17 protein-coding genes are annotated in these 17,921 nt (G+C 38.4%); 6 read left to right on the forward strand and 11 right to left on the reverse strand.

Annotated features, from left to right (window positions below; all coding sequences use genetic code 11):
- Positions 1-9 precede the first annotated feature (9 nt).
- From PMAN_RS17915 to PMAN_RS17925, 3 genes are all read right to left on the reverse strand, one after another.
- Entirely contained in the window at positions 10-1,602 is a 1,593-nt protein-coding gene (locus PMAN_RS17915) for a DUF4331 domain-containing protein (protein WP_010556742.1), read from the reverse strand.
- Positions 1,603-1,728: 126 nt separating this feature from the next.
- Positions 1,729-2,412 carry an anti-sigma factor gene (locus tag PMAN_RS17920; RefSeq protein WP_010556741.1) on the reverse strand — a complete coding sequence of 228 codons (684 nt, stop codon included), beginning with the start codon at positions 2,410-2,412 and terminating at the stop codon, positions 1,729-1,731.
- The gene (locus PMAN_RS17925; protein ID WP_010556740.1) at positions 2,409-2,933 is read right to left on the reverse strand and encodes a sigma-70 family RNA polymerase sigma factor; all 525 of its coding nucleotides are present in this window, start codon (positions 2,931-2,933) and stop codon (positions 2,409-2,411) included. The genes PMAN_RS17920 and PMAN_RS17925 overlap by 4 nt, the downstream gene beginning before the upstream one ends.
- A 509-nt stretch (positions 2,934-3,442) precedes the next feature.
- On the opposite strand from PMAN_RS17925, the gene PMAN_RS17930 reads away from it, so the two are divergent.
- The gene (locus PMAN_RS17930) at positions 3,443-5,062 is read left to right on the forward strand and encodes a diacylglycerol kinase family protein (RefSeq protein WP_010556739.1); all 1,620 of its coding nucleotides are present in this window, start codon (positions 3,443-3,445) and stop codon (positions 5,060-5,062) included.
- Between the two features lie 48 nt (positions 5,063-5,110).
- Here PMAN_RS17930 and PMAN_RS17935 read toward each other — a convergent pair whose 3' ends face one another.
- A complete protein-coding gene (locus PMAN_RS17935) occupies positions 5,111-5,419 on the reverse strand; it encodes a VF530 family protein (protein ID WP_008126252.1) in 309 nt (102 codons plus the stop codon).
- A 54-nt stretch (positions 5,420-5,473) separates the two neighbouring features.
- A complete protein-coding gene (locus PMAN_RS17940) occupies positions 5,474-5,776 on the reverse strand; it encodes a DUF1496 domain-containing protein (protein WP_010556738.1) in 303 nt (100 codons plus the stop codon).
- A 106-nt stretch (positions 5,777-5,882) separates the two neighbouring features.
- On the opposite strand from PMAN_RS17940, the gene PMAN_RS17945 reads away from it, so the two are divergent.
- The gene (locus PMAN_RS17945; protein WP_006791677.1) at positions 5,883-6,116 is read left to right on the forward strand and encodes a TIGR02647 family protein; all 234 of its coding nucleotides are present in this window, start codon (positions 5,883-5,885) and stop codon (positions 6,114-6,116) included.
- 12 nt (positions 6,117-6,128) lie between these two features.
- On the opposite strand, the gene maiA is transcribed toward PMAN_RS17945, so the two are convergent.
- Complete coding sequence (gene maiA, locus PMAN_RS17950; RefSeq protein WP_010556737.1) at positions 6,129-6,755, reverse strand: maleylacetoacetate isomerase; 627 nt, start codon at positions 6,753-6,755, stop codon at positions 6,129-6,131.
- A gap of 2 nt (positions 6,756-6,757) precedes the next feature.
- Entirely contained in the window at positions 6,758-8,059 is a 1,302-nt protein-coding gene (hmgA, locus tag PMAN_RS17955; RefSeq protein WP_010556736.1) for a homogentisate 1,2-dioxygenase, read from the reverse strand.
- Between the two features lie 144 nt (positions 8,060-8,203).
- On the opposite strand from hmgA, the gene PMAN_RS17960 reads away from it, so the two are divergent.
- Entirely contained in the window at positions 8,204-8,635 is a 432-nt protein-coding gene (locus PMAN_RS17960) for a MarR family winged helix-turn-helix transcriptional regulator (protein ID WP_033035317.1), read from the forward strand.
- 54 nt (positions 8,636-8,689) lie between these two features.
- Here the strand turns inward: PMAN_RS17960 and PMAN_RS17965 are convergent, their stop codons facing one another.
- Entirely contained in the window at positions 8,690-11,827 is a 3,138-nt protein-coding gene (locus PMAN_RS17965; protein WP_010556734.1) for a TonB-dependent receptor, read from the reverse strand.
- Between the two features lie 303 nt (positions 11,828-12,130).
- Positions 12,131-12,982: a S1/P1 nuclease gene (locus tag PMAN_RS17970; RefSeq protein ID WP_010556733.1), complete on the reverse strand. Its 852-nt coding sequence runs from the start codon at positions 12,980-12,982 to the stop codon at positions 12,131-12,133.
- Positions 12,983-13,201: 219 nt separating this feature from the next.
- Between PMAN_RS17970 and PMAN_RS17975 the strand changes: the two genes are divergently transcribed.
- Complete coding sequence (locus PMAN_RS17975) at positions 13,202-14,098, forward strand: type 2 periplasmic-binding domain-containing protein (RefSeq protein WP_010556732.1); 897 nt, start codon at positions 13,202-13,204, stop codon at positions 14,096-14,098.
- Positions 14,091-15,035, forward strand: coding sequence for a hypothetical protein (locus PMAN_RS17980; protein ID WP_010556731.1), 945 nt, complete (start codon positions 14,091-14,093; stop codon positions 15,033-15,035). Before PMAN_RS17975 ends, PMAN_RS17980 begins: the two co-directional genes overlap by 8 nt.
- Before the next feature lie 26 nt (positions 15,036-15,061).
- Here PMAN_RS17980 and ushA read toward each other — a convergent pair whose 3' ends face one another.
- Together ushA and PMAN_RS17990 are read right to left on the reverse strand one after the other, a co-directional pair.
- The gene (gene ushA, locus PMAN_RS17985; protein WP_010556730.1) at positions 15,062-16,687 is read right to left on the reverse strand and encodes a bifunctional UDP-sugar hydrolase/5'-nucleotidase UshA; all 1,626 of its coding nucleotides are present in this window, start codon (positions 16,685-16,687) and stop codon (positions 15,062-15,064) included.
- A gap of 92 nt (positions 16,688-16,779) precedes the next feature.
- Entirely contained in the window at positions 16,780-16,950 is a 171-nt protein-coding gene (locus PMAN_RS17990; protein ID WP_010556729.1) for a hypothetical protein, read from the reverse strand.
- 221 nt (positions 16,951-17,171) lie between these two features.
- Here PMAN_RS17990 and PMAN_RS17995 point away from each other — a divergent pair, with 221 nt between their 5' ends.
- Positions 17,172-17,921 carry a peptidylprolyl isomerase gene (locus PMAN_RS17995; RefSeq protein WP_010556728.1) on the forward strand — a complete coding sequence of 250 codons (750 nt, stop codon included), beginning with the start codon at positions 17,172-17,174 and terminating at the stop codon, positions 17,919-17,921.

The following is a 17,921-nucleotide window of genomic DNA, read 5'->3' on the forward strand; positions in this document are numbered from 1 at the left end:
GTTTACTCCTTATTTAGAGCCCGCAAGTGGGGTAGCTAAGTACGGAAAGGTTGAGTCCATCATTGTTGCATCAACAGGTGCGCCATCGGTAAATGGTACTGTACCAACGCTTGCATCTTCGGGAGTACACAAGCCTAGGTCAGTATCTTCGCCTGCAACAGGAATAGGATGACATAAACGACCCATTACTACGCGCAGAGCAATATCAACAACATCATCGCCAGGGCGTCGGCCATTTGGAAAGCCAGCTAAATCGTTTCCTGCAACACCAAATGCAGACTGCTCACTTTGCGCTGTTGCCGCGATGTTTGTGTTTAAACGAAGCATTTCAGAGGGAGTGACGGTTGCTTGTTGATTAACACCAGCAAAACCTGTTAAAAATGCAGTAATTAAATCGGTACGAGGAAAGTTTGTTGGGGCTAATGTTTCGAGGTTAGCGCCAAGTGTCGTATTAACAGCATCCTTGAATAAAATATTTAAAAGTTCAGGAAGGGCTGGGTGAGATACATAATCTAAAAACTGTCCATCGTCTTTGGGATGTGCTGTAGAGAAAGTATCCTTATCCTTTATGCCAATAACAAGCTCATTAACAAGTGGATTACCCAAACGCGATACTTGAGTAAGTGCACCACCATTAACTGCATTATTAGCAAATTTAGCATTCGGGTTTAGTATGCGAGCTTGTGGTAAACTTGCAGTGGTCCACGAACCAATAACGCCATTACCTTCGCCTACAATACAGCTTTTTGGTACTTCAATAGCAATTGATGTCACATTTTTATCTGCAAGATCGTCATTGTCAGCCGATTGGGTAATACCTCCAGGGAAGCCACCTGAATCACCAGCACCCGGAGCGCTGTCGCCCTCTACCGGTACGTAGTTTACTAAATCGAACGTTTTACCAAGGTTAACGACAAACGCATCTTTTCTTTGGCCAACAAATACTTGTGCCATGCTTTCACAACCTGGGATTGACACATTATATACAAATTGATCTGCGTAAGTTTGATAGTCAGCTTTAGAGGTAAATGTTTTATTACCAATATAATCAAGTGGCTTACTGAATGTTGATGTGCCCGTAGTGGTATTATTTAATGAGGTTGCAACACCTGTGCGCTGCGGCCCATTAATCATACTCAGAGTATATGATTCACTGAAATTAGTTGCGCTATTATCACCGGCTGATACACCACCCACATTTTTAAGTGGCACAGAAACAGTACGCTGGTTGCCTTCTGGGCCTACAGCTAATTGCACACCTTGATTATCGTTTGGTAGCATGCTTTGAAAATCAAATGCAAAAGTAATGTCTTCAACGGCATCGCCATCGTTATCTATGTGTATGCTGTAAGTTGCATCTGGGTCCATTGCAAAATAATTAGGGCCGCCGTAGGCATCCTGTAATGGAATATAGTTTGCAATTAGTGTGACGTACTCTTCTTTTCCTTGTTCATAGCTATTAAATACATAAAAGTCGGTAGAATCTAAGGTCGGAAAGCGACTAATATTTGGCGCTTCTCGGTGACTTGATGCGTTACTTGGTGCGCTAATAAAAGTGCTACATATTACTACTGCGAGTATTGATGGTGTTAAAGCTTTCATGACTTTTTCCTTTAGTTTTAAATAGAAGTCATAGCTAATAACGGGGGGGAATTTAGATTGGATGCAAAAAAGTTACATTTTATTTAAATAAAAAATGGCTGCTTATATAAGCAGCCATACAAGTGGTTAAAGTAACACGAGTTCGGTTGTATAAAGTACCTCGGTAGGTAAGCCGTTTGGCGAACCACCTAAAGGCTCTAAACTGACTGCTAGTAGTGAGATATCGTCAGCGTTAAAGCGTTTATCTTTTAGCAAAAATTTACCGCCTTGTTTAGGTAATATACCCAACGAAACAGGTAAATCTTGCCCTTTTAAGATCATCCATAGTTGATAATCTTTATCTCTTTGGGCAACTAATTGACTACTGGCTTTAATAGTTAATGCATCTTCGTTTACTTCAATAAACCATAAAGACTGTTTATCTTGGTTTTGCACGAGTGCAATTTGCTGATATTGCGACACTTCTTTGGCCGGTTGAATGACTAAAAATGCCAACACAATACACGCGGCGGTGGCTATAAACGACCATGTCTGCCAAATCGACGGCTTAGTTTGCACCACTGTTTGACTAGGCACTGTTTTTGACTCAATACCTTGCAAAATGTTTTCCCAAACAGAATCGCTAGGTGCTTGTGGTGTAATTGCACTTGCTAGATTATTAAGGTTTTGCTCCCACATAAAAATTGCCTCACGTGCTTTGCTTGAGCTAAGTAACAAGCGCTGAAAACGTTTTCGTGCCAGCCCCTTGAGTGTGCCAAGTACATATTGTCCTGCTAGCGCGTCTAATAGCTCGGGTTTTGTATAATTCATAATGTTAAACACCTCTGAAGTTGTGTAAGCCCGCGTCTGATCCAGCTTTTAACTGTGCCTAATGGCGACTCTATATGGTCTACTAGCTCGCTGTGACTAAGCCCCTTATAGTAAGCTAAATGAATGGCCTGCTTTTGCTGGGGTTCAAGCTGCTCTATACAGTTTACTAATTTAGTATTTTCGTCATAGTTGACATCGACGCTCTGAATATCAAAGTCATCATCTCCCATTGTTTGCTCTTTTCTTACTTTGTTGTAACGCAACGCATCCAGACTTCTATACCTTACTATACCTATCATCCAGCTTATGACAGTGCCTTTAGAAGCATTGTATTCTGAGGCGTTATGCCATATTTTAATGAAGGCGTCTTGCAGTACTTCTTCGGCATGGGCTCGGTTAGAAAGCATATTTAAGCTAATGGCAAAAAGCTTTCCGCTTGTTTGTTGGTACAAGGTTGAAAATGCATGCTTATCGCCTTGCGACGTATCGTATAACAAAGACAGTAAATTATCGTTTTCCATAAATATCCTATTTATTTTTATTCTCTTTTTAAAAACGGTTGAGGTTAGAACTTGGATGCAAAAAAGTTAAGTAGCTTGCAACAGTATACTTTTTGCTCTTTTTTGCAATGACTATCTGTGGTTTATTATTAGGTATAATTCTGTGAGTTCAAAAACTATATTAGACAAAAGCATCTGTAATGGTTGAGCCGATTTTTGTTTATAGCAGAGTCGCTACGCTAAATTACACTTAAAATAAATTAGCTTAGTGAGTCAGGTTCACTAATATGGAACTAAGACTTAGTGAGTTTCTACTTTGATACGTGTGAAAAATTAACACACCCATTGTGTAAAAAGAGCAAAGTCGATACAACCCAAAAAATATGATATTTAAATAGCTATTAAATATCAATAGCATAAATAAAAAGTGGTGCCGTACGCTTTACCGTTTTGTGGCTTGTAAATTGCAAGCACAATAATAAAAGCTGTTTGTTAATTAATGAATAGCAATAAATATAAATGGAGATTTTATGTGGGCTGCAATTAGTTATTTGATATTAGCGTGTGTACTTATTTTTATAGGGTGGGAAATACATTCAATTTATTTTTCGTTATTTTTTTACTGGACCGCGCTATCACTGTCATTGGTCAGTGGGGCATACATTTTTAATATAGGTAAAATTTTCAGAAAGCGAGAAAACGGCGTTATTCCATTTTACATACGCTGGGCGTTTATTCCTTTTTTATTGGGGGCGCAAGTGTACAACGCGTGGTCGCGTAAGCATGATAAAGTGCCACCAATTCAGCAAATTAACGATAACCTTTTTTTAGCATGCCGCTTATTTCCCTCGGATATAGACACGTTAAAAAGCAATAATATTACCGCTATATTAGATGTTACTTGTGAGTTTGACGGTTTAGAGTGGAGCTCGACACAAGAGCGTATTAACTACTTAAATATTCCAGTACTTGACCATAGCGTTCCAACACGCTCTCAGCTTAACCAGGCAATAAATTGGATTCATCATCAAATCCAAAAAAACAATAAAGTGGTTGTGCATTGTGCGTTGGGTCGCGGTCGTTCAGTGTTTGTAATGGCTGCTTACTTACTTAGTCAAAATAAACATGCCAATGTGCATGATGTGCTTGCCCAAATTAAAGAAACACGTGAAACCGCTAATCTAAATAAACGCCAACTGCGCCACCTAGCAAAGCGACATAAAAGTGGCGAACTAGTAATTAAAAATCGTGCATTTTTAATTGCAAATCCCGTATCGGGTACAAAAATATGGCAAGAAAAAGAACAATTTATAATTGCCCGTTTGTCTACTTATTACGATTTAACCGTAATGACCACAAGTCCTGACATTAACGGGATAGAGCTTGCCAAACAAGCGATTACAGAAAAGCCTGATATTGTTATTGCTTGCGGTGGCGATGGAACAGTAGCGGAAGTTGCGAGCGTATTAGTTAATACACCCTGTAAGTTAGGTATTATTCCGCTCGGGACTGCTAATGCGCTTGCTCACGTTTTAATGGGAATAAGTTCAAAATTTATACCTGTAGAGCAAGCGTGTGATTTAATTATTGATGGTCAATCTACGTTAATAGATACGGCATATTGTAATGACGATTTAATGCTACTTTTAGCCGGGATAGGTTTTGAACATGCAATGATTGAAAAAGCTGACCGCGAATTTAAAAATAAATTTGGGCAACTCGCTTATTTAACAGGATTTTTTCAGGCGTTTTCGGAACAAAAATCGCAACAGCTCAACGTAAAATTGGACGATAACGACCCAATGATGATCACAACAAGCAGTTTTGTTGTTGCTAATGCAGCACCGTTTACAACGCTACTTGCTCAAGGGGGAGGGCAGCCTAATCACAGTGATGGGCTACTTGATATAAATTGGCTTATACCCAATAAAGAAAATTCCACTACGGTACTGAGTATTGCCGAGCTTATGTTTAGCAGCATAACGCAAAGCCATTTAGCCATTAATTCTCAACACACAAATGCTAAAAAAGTCGAAATATCTTCAGATAATGGGATTAAGTATGTCATTGATGGCGAGGTGAAAACGGCTAATAGGCTTGTGATTGAAATACTGCCAGCATCGCTTAACGTGATCAGTAAAGAAATTTAGCAAAACTAAAATATAAAGGCGCATTAAACTGCGCCTTTCTTTATATTTTTACTTTTTTATTGATGGCCAAACAAAGTCAGTTGTATCTGGAGCCTTGTTTGTTGTTTTACGAGGCGCACTTTTTGGTTTACGAAGTGGTTTGTTATTTATTGTATGAATATATAACGCTTCAACTTTGTCTCTGGCCCAAGGGGTTTTGCGTAAAAATTTTAAGCTAGATTTTATGCTTGGTGCATCCGTAAAACACTTAATTTTTACTTGTTCGCCCAGCGTTTTCCAGCCAAGTCTCTGCTCTAACTCGACCAATATTTGTTCTAGTGTGATCCCATGTAGTGGGTTTTTAGGTTGATTATCCATAGCCATACTGCTTATTTAAACTGTGCTTATTGTAGCTTAAATACAATAAGCAGGCTATTTCACTGTAATCTTTTTAGGTCGATTTGGGTAAATAACTTTCCCTTGCTCATTGAGCTTAAGCCACATTAATGCGCTATTGCTTTGGTTGGGGTTTTTGGCACCGCACAGTAAATTGAACGTATCAACGCTAATTAATGCGCCTTCACTATAGCGTTTGTCGTCGTACCAACACATTGTTTGGTGCTGATTTAACTGACTTGCGTTCACAAAAGTGCGGCTGTTATGCGGCTCGGCATTACAAAATAACGAGAGTGATAAGCTTAAAAAACAGGCGGATAGAATTATTAATGGGCGCATAATATTCTCCTACAATTGACTTTAAAAATAGTACGTAATACTAAAAAACATGCTAGTGTAATATTACACACTAAAAAATAAACAGAACAATAAAAGGTACACACACATGAAATTTAATCAGCTGATGATAGATGAATTCACATTACTTGCAAAGTTTCCGCTTGATAGCAAAATGCAGGGTATCAAATTACATTCTGACGCAGAAGCAAGCTTGATAGAAGCAGCACAACGATTATTCGATAAAGGCGTTATAGATAGCCCAGATGGCGGTTACTTAACGGATTTGGGGTTAGATTTAATTGAGCACGTTACGATTATTCATAGCGCGCTCAAAAGTTAAGCTCAACAGTATTTAGGTCGCATCGGGTTGATTTTGCGGTGCGGCATCATTAAACGCAGCTAATTTATTACATCGTTCATAAATAGCTGCAATTTTTGGATATCGACTCATATCCACGTTAAAACGAATAGCATTAAATACCTGAGGTACTAAGCAAACATCAGCAAGGCTTGGCTTGTTCCCAACACAGTAATCGTCGTCTCCAAGTAGTATTTCTATTTTATCAAAGCCTACTTCAACCCAATGTTTGTACCAGGTGTTTTTAGCATCATCGTCTACTTTTAATTCATTCGATAAATACTTAAGTACTCGCAAATTATTCACTGGGTGAATATCACACGCTATTGCAAAACTTAAGTTTCTTATTTGGGCTTTTTGCCAAGCAGAGCCGCTAATTAATGGTGACTGTGGGTATGTTTCATCAAGCCATTCTAAAATAGCTAATGATTGACCAAGTACACCTTCATCTGTTTCAAGGGCTGGTAAAAGCCCTTGCGGGTTTAGTGTTAGGTAACCTTCCTCAAGCTGCTCTGATTTTAAAAGATTTACAATTGCGAGCTCATGGTCAATTTTTTTTAGGTTTAACGCAATACGCACTCGGTATGCAGCTGATGAGCGAAAATAACTGTATAGCTTCATAATTAATCCTTGTTGGCTGAATAGTGTTTTTTAATTGTTCGCCAACAATCTGTGTAATTTGGTTGGCGCTCATTACCTTCTAATGCGTATTTAGTTGGTGAAATGACATAACGTGATTCAAACATAAACGCTAAGGTATTTTCGTATTTTTGTGGAACCAGTTCCGCATTAGATGCTTTTTCAAATACATCCGCTTCAGGTCCATGCGGAGACATACAATTATGTAAACTTGCGCCACCTGGCACAAAGCCATGCTCTTTTGCATCATATACACCTTCAATTAACCCCATAAATTCACTCATGATATTACGATGATAGTAGGGCGGACGAAACGTGTTTTCAGCAACCATCCAACGCGGTGGAAAAATAACAAAATCAACATTAGCCATTCCTTCAGTAGCTGATGGCGAGGTTAAAACGGTAAATATAGAAGGATCCGGATGGTCAAAGCTTACTGTGTTCATTACATTAAATCGCGATAAATCGTATTTATAAGGCGCGCTATTACCTGTCCATGCAACAACATCGAAAGGGGAATGCTTAATCTCACAGCTGAATAAGTTGCCATTAAATTTTGACACCAGTTCAAAATCACCTTCTTTATCTTCAAAAGCTGCAACTGGGTATTGAAAGTCACGGTCGTTGGCATAGCCGTTTGCACCAACAGGGCCTCGCTCTGCAAGCTCCAAAGCATGACCATAGTTTTCGCAGATATAACCACGGGCCGTTGATTGTATTAAATCAACAGAAAACTTCATCCCTCGGGGTATGACTGCAACTTCACCTGGTTTTACACAGAGCTTACCGCATTCTGTATGCAGGAGTAGCTCGCCTTGTTGGGGTACAAATAGCATTTCACCGTCAGCGTTGTAAAAGTAGCGATCGACCATAGACTTGTTAGCAACATAAACATGAATACCGATGCCAGATTGCCCATTAGCACTGCCGTTAGCAGCCATTGTTATGAGTCCATCTAGAAAATCAGTTGGCTTTGTAGGAATTTCAACGGGGTTCCAGCGAAGCATAGTCGGAGGTGTTACGGCTTCAGTGATAGGCGCAGTTCGAATCAAGCCGTTATCAACAGCGGTGTAATCACCTTGCACTACCGAAGGGCGTAACCGGTACAGCCATGTTCTGCGATTTGCGGCTCGTGGCGCGGTAAATGCTGTAGAGCTAAATTGTTCAGTGTAAAGATCGTACTTAACTTTTTGAGGAGTAAATTGCCCTATAGGCAAGGCACCGGGTAGCGCTTCGGTTTCAAATTCATTACCAAAACCGGTCATGTACTTTAACTGTTCTGCCATTACTGACTCCTGTGAGAGAAGGCTAGTTTTATGTTTTATTTATTTAAGTTAAGATACTCTCAAGTGAGAGTAATTTCAAATTGCTCAATGAATGTGTATGTAAATATAAATGAACAGCTAGTAAACCTATTTAACGGGATAACAATGAAACTGGATTTAGACACTTTTTTAGCATATCAACTAATTAATGTAGCAAGTTTGGTAAGTAATGACCTTGCTAAGGTATACCAGAGCAAATTTGACTTAACGATACCTCAATGGCGAATTTTGGCGAATTTAGCGCAATTTGGTCATAGTAATGCCAAAAATTTATGTACGCAGGCAAATATGGATAAATCGACCGTGTCGCGTGCAATAAAAATATTAGTAGAAAAAAAGTTGCTAATGACTCAAATTAATTCAGAGGATAAGCGCGCAGCCATACTTTCATTAAGTGAAGCTGGAAAAGATATGTATAAAAAAGTAGTACCCGAGGCGTTAAAGTGGGAAAAAGAACTCTTGGCTTCCCTAAACACACATGAACAGAGCTTATTAATAAGTATACTTAATAAGCTAAAAAATAACTTACAGGCATAAAAAAGCCCATCAAATGATGGGCTTTTATAATTTTAACTAATCTAACAATTTAGATTAGAAAGTGTAACGTACGCCTACACGCATTTCCCATAATGACGCACCAGTTTGTACTGAAGTATTAGCGTTATTACCGTTAAAGCCTGAGTAAACGTAACGACCTTGGTCATCAATAGATGTTGAGATCATGCTTGCGCCTACGAAAGGACCTTTCTTAAGTACGCCCCAGTCATCATTTAGCATGTTTGTAAGGTTGTCGATTACAAAGAATGCTTCACCTTTATGGCCTTCCATAAAGCCTGGTAATTCTTGTGTAACTTTAAGGTTAAACTTAACAAACCAGTCAGCATTTTGTTGGTTACGACCTGTGATTTCACCACGTTTAAGTCCTTCAGAAGCAATAAAGTCGTTAAACTCATTGATTTCATCAGCCGACATGTTGTAAACAACGTTAGGATCGTTTTCAAGTGGAACGTACATTAACTGACGGTTGCCATTCCAGTTGTTATCACCAAAGGTAGTGTTGCGGTTAGCATCTGTGTTATCGCTACCATCAAACGTAAAGCTGTAAGGTAGGCCTTTGTATGCTTCACCGTAAAGGTTAAAGCGTGTCTCAAAGCCATCTACAAACTCATATTTGTAACCAAGCGTCATAGTAAAACGATGCGGAATTTCATAATCTGAAGACGCAACACCTGGGTTACCTGGGTTAGTAAGTGCGATGTTACCATAGTTAGAACCAGCTACAGAGCTAGTCATTGGGTTTACATCGTCTGCATCTGTGTATGCATAACCAAAGCTAAAGTTGATGCCGTTATCGAACATTTTGCTAACTGCTGCAGAGATAACTGAAGAATCACCGCTATCGCCACTAACATTTGTTAATAAATACTCATTACTACGACCTTCGATTGACTCGTAAATAGGACGACCATCAAACGTTGTTTCGCCGCTATCTTGAAGTGCAATATCACGCATCAATGCAGCATCTTTCTTCTTCGAGTATAGGTAGTCTACAGAGATTACGTATTCGTCTTCAGTTGTGTATGTAGCACCAAGAGAGTATTTCCACTCTGAAGGAATTTCAAAATCTGGGTCTACAGCATTAACTGTTGCATCGCCTACACCAATTTCTGTATTTGCAACAATGTCAAACATACCTTGTGGTACGTCAAAACCAGGTGTACCGCCGTTTACGTTAGCTGTATTGAATAAATCTACACCACGGAACTGCGTACTAATGTTTGTAATACCATCGTTAGAGTATGAGTTAGACAGCCATACGTTCGGGTTACCACCAGAGAACAAGCCTAAGCCAGCACGTACTTCAAGTTCGTCAGTTGCATACCATTGGAATCCAACTCGTGGCTGCAGTAAGTCAATACCGTCGAATGTAGACTGGTTGCTGAAACCGTAACGGTTAGTGAAGTTTTGGTTAAAGTTAGGAACGTCATCACTTGTGTACTTGTCGTAACGTAAACCAAACTGAATGGTTGCATCTAAGTCAGTGAATGCGTATTCATCTTGGACATAGAATGTGTGTTGAGCGTATTTAAAGCTTGCAGCCGCATCATTCGGGTTATTAGTACCTGCAGCATTGTTGTAGTAGATACGCGCTGCTTGACCTGCTTCAAAGTCGTCAATTGAGTCAAAGCGCCACTCACCTTCTGTATGCTGTACGAACAAGTTAAAAACAGATAGCTCTTCAAACTCGTAACCAGCAGTAATTGTGTGTTGATCTAAATAATAAGTACCAGCAACTTTAAATGTAGTTGTGTCGTAGTCTAAATCGTTTGATTGACGAGAATCATCAGGACCAATGTAAACCGTACCACCATTATCAGTGCGGATTTGCATTTCACCAAAGCTGCTTGCAGCATCTAATGATTGAACCGTTGCATCTAGCTCTGATTTACCTAAACGAATTTCAGTAGAAAAATCGTCTGACCAATCAGAATATACAGAACCAATGATTGATGTAAACTCAGCACTTTGATTGTAGAAGTGGTTTGATAAAGAAACGCGGCTAGAACCAGTATCAGACTGAGAAATTGTGTTACCGTCGTTGTAGTTATAAATTAAGTTTGCACGGTGATCTTCGTTGATGTTCCAATCTAGTTTTACTAAGATTTTTTCATCTTCAACAGGCATGCTTGATGGCATACCGCCTGCATCGTAGCCGTAAACTGATTGAGAAATACTTTGAATACGAGATACGTCATCAGCTGTAACACTACCACTGCTAAGGCCGTCGTAATTAAACTGGCGAACACCTTCAAGTTTTTCGTATGAAGTGAACAAGAATAATGTATCTTCAACAAGCGGAAGGCCTACGTTGAAACCGTAACGTTTTTCAGTGTAGTTACCGTTATCAACTTCATTACCTTCAATTTCGTCGCCTTTCATTGAATCGTTTGTGTAATCGAAGAAAACACCACCGTGAACGTCGTTGCCACCAGATTTAGTTACAGCGTTAATGTTACACGATGTAAAGCCACCGTATTGAACGTCAAAAGGTGCTAGTTCAGCTGAAACTTGTTCAATAGAGTCGAAAGAGAAAGGGGCACGGATAGTAGGGTAACCGTTTGAGCTTAAGCCGAAGTTATCGTTCATGCGAACGCCGTCAAGCGTTAAGCTGTTGTAACGTGGGTTACCACCACCACAGTTGATTGAACCACGGCTATCATCGATTGTGATACGTGGGTCAATACGGATGATATCTTTTAAATCACGGTTGATGGCTGGTTGGTTTTCAAGATCCGTTAGCGTAAAAGTAGACGCAGGACCTGTACCACCAGACATAGCACTGATAGGAGCACCCGTAACTACAATTTGCTCGATGTTAGAGATATTCTCTAAAGAAGCATTTACCGGGTAATCGTTACCAATGTTAAGAATAATGTTATTGAACTCTTGGTCTGCATAAGTGTCAGAATCTACAACTACTCTGTATGGACCACCAACACGCAGGCCTTTAGCTGTAAAGTAACCAGCATCATTAGTTTCAGTTGTTTTAACTGAGCCTGAAGGAACGTGTAAAATTGTAATTTTAGTGCCAGCAGCAGGGTTGCCGTTAGGATCAGTGATTTGACCTTTAATTGCAGATGTTGTTTCATTTGCAATTGCAGCGCCACTAACACCAACACATGCTGCGATAGCAAGTGATAGGGCCGTTTTGCGTATTTGAGTTTTCATTTAATTTTCCCGTGTAGTTAATAATTAAATTTTTATATTTTTATTTTTTGGTTTTCAAAAAATAAACTAAATGCAGGTTTATATTTTAAAAACCATCGCTATTGTACCCCAATTGTTTGTTACAAATAAAATACAACTGCAATGTTTTTTTAATAAATAGTACAAATTTTGACTATTTTTTACCTTTTTTTGAGTAATCACTCTATTAGCGAGCTCATACTACCGATGTTTTATGACAAACTTGTGAAATGTAAAACAAGCTTTTACAAAAAGTCCCCGTGTGTAGGTTTTATGTGTCACAAATTACATAGATACTTTTTTTAACGCTGTTTCCAGCTCTTTAGCAGAAGGGTCAAACATAGCGTTTAACAAACCAGCCAATCGAACACCTGCTTGTAGCAGACGTGTTTTTACGATAGGTGTATTTTTATAAACATAGCTGTAACCAACTTCTTCATTTGTAGATTTATAAAGTGCATTTGCTAAATTATGAGATTCTTCAATCCAAGTAGTTGGTGTACTTTCTAAATATTCTGCAATTAGTTCACTGTTATTAGTATTTATAAACTGCGCGTACTCAGTAAATGATAAGTTTTCGTTTTCAACTAATTTAGTATCCCACAAGCTGTGTAAGTTTGTATCTTGACCAAAAAACGACACTTTAATTCGGTTTCCGCCTCTATCTTCGCTTCTTCCTGCATGGAAGGGTTGATGGCTATCACCAACCAAGTGAACTAAAAAACGTAAACTAAATTGCTTTGCATCTAGGCTGCTGTTTTGATCTTTGAGTGTTTTTATAGAATAGTGGATGCCTTCTAGAATATTGCTAACCGACTCTTTGTTGTTTGTATGGTCGTGATTGATTGTGAAGGACTTGTTAGGTGAGGCGTTAATGTAGTGCCAACGAGAAGATTGCTTTTGCCAAAATTTCCCCGGGTTTGAGCGCATCTCGTCAGGCCAAGTTGAAACCTGTGCAAGTGATTCACCCGCTAAGAATGGTTTAATAGCTGACTTTGTGGTGTCTGTTATATGAGATTCAGCAATTTTACCTACAACCCGGTGACCGTTTTGGCCCCAAGCAAGTGAATCGCTACTTGTAAAAATGGCACCTATTAAAAGCGCTGACGTTATCGAATATTTTACATTGATACGCATTAAGGTTCCCTAATTAATTTGGAGTGGTGTTGCTGCGTTGTAATAAGGTCAATTGTCCTTACTTTTGTTGAAATTAGGAAGGACTCAATAAAATTCATAATTTCTTATTCATATTTATTATAAATCAGTGTCTTAGCATCTATAGGTAAAATTACTTGTTGTAATAAGTAATTAAAATTGTTCAAATGAATAAGTAATGTATTTTAGGATGTCTTTAGCTTGAATATTAAAAATACGGTATTGCAAAAAACTTCAATTGTTACATTTTTGTTTATAGTAATAGTTTTTGCTTGGGTGTGTGGTCAATTAATTGTAAATGACGATGAACTCGCTTTTCCTTTACTTATTGAAACATCAACAACATGTCGTACAACAGCGACCGCAAATGATAGTGAGCTTATTGTATTTACACCCTCTAAAAATATTGCAGTGCAACTTACACAGAAGTTGTGTGGTGATAATGTCGTTGCTAAACAGTACGGAGTGGTTGTTGGGTATTGGGGGTATAAAACATCAAACAGTTTAGAATTTGTAGGTAAAGGAATTGCAGACCTGATACTCGCAAAAAACAACATTATGGCGGCTTTTAAAGCTGAATCTACCTATAATTATATGCCCGTTGTTGGTTTTTCTGATTACACTGCATTTTTTATATCTTCAAAAGAAAAGCCAATTATTTCAAAATCTTATTTTTTAGACAAAAAAATAGGACTGCTTGATTACCCAACAAGTCGCTCTGGGCATATTCTTCCAAAACAGGTCTTTAAAGATCTCGATATAAATATTGCAAATTTAAATATTTTGTACGCAAGTTCTCATAATGAACTACGAGATTTATTAGCCAACGGTAAAGTAGATATTATTGCGTCGTTTTGGAAAGAAAACGATAAAGACCGTTTCTCGAAAAACTATATCACCCCATTAAGCAATAACATAACAGGCACACGTTGGTACTTGAAAATGCAACAAAACAACACAGATTTGTTGTGTGCTGTTCAAGAACATCTAATGGCTATGTCTAAAGACCAAGAACTTCATTATTATCAAAATGTTTTGCCCTTTTGGCAATGTGAGAATAATACAGCTGTTTTTAAGATAGGTGAAAATAATGAGTAGGCTTAAATTTTCTGCAGTGTCTTCGTGTATTTTTTTAATGCTTTCTTCAGTGTTTTATATATCTATGATTAATAAAACAGAGCGTGTTAGCGAGCAGCAAAAGTTTCAAATTGAAAAACAAATTGCACTAGATTTACCATTACTCGATTTGCCAAATGAACTGTATAAGCATGCAGGTAATAAAGATGCTTTAGTTGGCTATATTGACTCACTAAATAGTTATTTAAGAATGAGTAACTTGCGTGTCATCGATATCAGTACAGGCGAGATTGCTCACAGCGATTTAAAGGCAAAGCAATTTATCAGTAGCTTAGCGACGAGTGAAGGCCCTCTGAATATTATTTTTAGTGTCGATGAGCATTACTTGACACCTAGTAATAAAATCTTTTTTTTGTTTTTTTTACTTATCAGTCTCTTTGTTGCTGTGTGGTTAAAAGTGGTAGACAGTAAGAAAAACAATGTAAGCTTAAACAAGAGTATTAACTCCGTTGCATCAATGCCAATGCCTTTGGCGGTCATAATTGATTTACGCAATAAAACACTTTCACATAGTTATAATAAAGAGCACAGCGTTCAATTAGCTAATAAACCATTGTGTTTTTACCTAGCCCTTGTTGAATATTGTTCAGCTAATAGTGATGTCATTTTAAATCATAATAAAAATGTACCCGATGAGCTTATTGAACTTGCCAACAAGTATTTTTACCGTTTAACAGAACTAGGGCACACGATAAGGAAACGGCCGAACTTCAATAATAGCCTTGAAAAAACGTTGAGTGAAATAAGGGCTTCGCTTGACGACGTTTTGAATGAATATCCTGAGGAAAAAGAGATTTATTACCCTCCAAAAGCATATGGAGAAGGCTCTCGCTCTCGTCTGCACAGCTACGGGCTCATAAATATTGCAAAGGGAAATGTTGAAATAATAGGGAAGTAATATTACTTCCCTATTATTAACCGTGTTTATTTAGGAGCAAACTCAGCCGCTTTTATTGGACTATGTTGCGATATAAATGTTTTAAGTGCTTGGGCGTCAGTTTCGTCAGTGCTAACAAAACCTTTTAGTGTATTTATAGTTGGGTAACCATCACCGCCCGATGCGTTATAGCTATTTAAACTCATGCGGTATGTTTTACTTTTATCGAAAGGCTTACCGTCAATAAATACGTTTATAAGCTTACCATTTTTGCGTTCAAACGAAAGCTTGTGATATTGCAAGTAAGCACCAGCGTCTGCCGGGAAGCTTGTTACTGTATTTAAGTAGTCCCATAGTTCAGCACCTTGCCAATCCATATAAGTTATACGGTTTTTAAAAGGGTGAACTTTTAATATGTCTTTATAGCTTATTTCACCAGCATCAATTGAGCTGCGAATACCACCGCCACTGATCAACCCAAAATCTGCACCTACTACATTCATTTGTGCTTGGATGATAACGCGAGCAAGGTTTGTTTGTTGATAGCGTACTTTGTTTCTATCACCTTCTAATCTTGCATCAACAGAGCCAATAGTCCCCTCAATTTGTTTAGCACCAATCGCTTGGTATTTAGCTAAAAACGCTTTTAATGACGGGTCTGGCTTAATATATTCGTTCGCAAGTACCTCTTTTAATGTGCCGTCAGCTTGTGTTTTTTCTACATATAAATTAACTGGCATTAATTTATAATCAAGTAGGCTCAATTCACCATTTTCTAATTTGAACTCAGCCTTACCAACGTACTTTCCCCACTCGTGGGCTTGCATTATCCACGTGCCATTTTGCTGATCAGGATTACAAGCTAAGCCAGGTTTAAAACTATCATCGTTTACATTTTCTGATGCCATACACACAGGCTCTTGTGAGTGGCCACCTATGATCATATCAAGCGTATTAGCAGGCAATGAGCGAGCAAGTGTTACATCGCCCGGTGCGTTTATGCCATGTTTAGCATCAATAAAATGACCCATGTGAGTAACAGCAATAGTAATGTCTGGGTTGTATTTTGCTTTTATCTCTTTAGCTAGGTTGGCTGTTACAGGAACAGGGTCTTTAAATTCTAAGTGACCAATGTACTGAGGGTTTCCTATTTTTGCTGTATCGGTTGTAGTTAAACCTATCACGGCAATAGTTAAGCCATTTTTTTCAAATATTTTATAGGCGTCAAAAGCGTTCTTACCTGACGACTTTTCCACTATATTAGCCGATAAGAGAGGGAAATTAGCCCAGTTTTGTTGCTTGGCTAAAACACTAAGTGGGTTATCAAATTCATGATTACCTAATGCCATTGCATCGTAGCCGAGTAAAGACATCCCTTTAAAGTCAGGCTCTGCATGCTGTAAATCAGATTCTGGTATACCTGTATTTATGTCGCCACCTGATAGCAGTAAAACGGCATGACCTTTTATTTTCGCTTCACTACGTAATTGATCCAGTAGTGTTTTGCGAGCAGCCATACCGTATTCGCCTTTTTCGTTATGCCAAAAGCGACCATGATTATCGTTAGTATGAAGAACGGTTAAGTATTGTGTAGAAGATGTTTTTTCATTAGTTGTGGCAGATGTGCATCCCAGTACACCCAAAATGATCGAAAAAATAAAAATTATGCGCATAAAATACCTGTGTATTAAGTTGTACTTAATGTTGTAGGTGGCTAGTTTAAACTAGTTTGAAATATAAAAAAGGCAGATATTTATATTTTTGGCTAATTACGATTCGTAGCCGCATTTTCCCTGCGTTTGAGTTCTTGGCTAGCGTAATGTGACTTTTCGTGTTTTGTAGCAACCATCCAATTTAAAAAGCTTGCTGGGAGTTTGGTGTATGCTTCGCCTTTGTGTAGGCCAAAGTCGCAAATTGTGTGTGGTGTGTGTGTCATGTGTATCCGTTATCTCTGTTATTTAATAATTAACAATGAGCAAAGTTAAACATTTACTCGGTTTACATATTCATAGAAAATATAAATCAATATTGTGTAATTGAAATGTTACCAGAACGGTCTAATTTGTATCAACTATCTTAATGCTATCGATTTTCTTAGTGTGTAGCATTAACCTAAACAAAACTTATTTTTAAATAACTATAATAATAGGAACTAACATGAAAAAACGTTTACTGTGTTCATTGCTTGCTTCATTAAGCTTTGCTAGCCATGCAACCATAGTCGAAATGCAAACTAGCCAAGGCACAATTGAGATTAATTTATTTGACCAGCAAACACCAAAAACCGTAGAAAACTTTTTAAGTTATGTGCAAGACGACTCATACAATGAAACAGTTATTCATCGTTCAATAGACAATTTTGTAATTCAAGGCGGTGGTTTTACATTTTCAGACACGCTTGACCCCATAACAACTAAACCTGCTGTTATCAATGAACCTGTATTTTCTAATGTTAAAGGTACTATTGCCATGGCTAAGTTAGGGGGCAACCCTAATAGTGCTACTAGCCAGTGGTTTTTTAATATGGCTAATAATAGCGGGGGAAGTGCGGCACTTGATACGCAAAATGGTGGTTTTACAGTGTTTGGACAAATCACAGCAGACAGTCAGGAAACGCTTGATAAAATTGCGGCCCTTGTTCATTGCGGTGAAACACCAGTAGTCGATATAACAACAGAGCAATGTGCGAGCAGTGATGTGTCTATTAGTAGTGCTAATTTAGTGACAATCCAGAGCGTTACTGTATTAGATGACGATCCTAATTCGGCAGCCGGATTGACCGTTGTTGAAAATACACTGATTGACGCGGATAACTCTGGTAGCTCAGGCGGTAGCTCGGGTGGGGCTTTAATATGGTTACTGGGTGCTTTTTTGTTAGCTGTACCACGCCTTAAAAAGAAGAAGTAA

The sequence above is a fragment of the Pseudoalteromonas marina genome (assembly GCF_000238335.3).
GTDB classification, from domain to species: Bacteria; Pseudomonadota; Gammaproteobacteria; order Enterobacterales; family Alteromonadaceae; genus Pseudoalteromonas; species Pseudoalteromonas marina.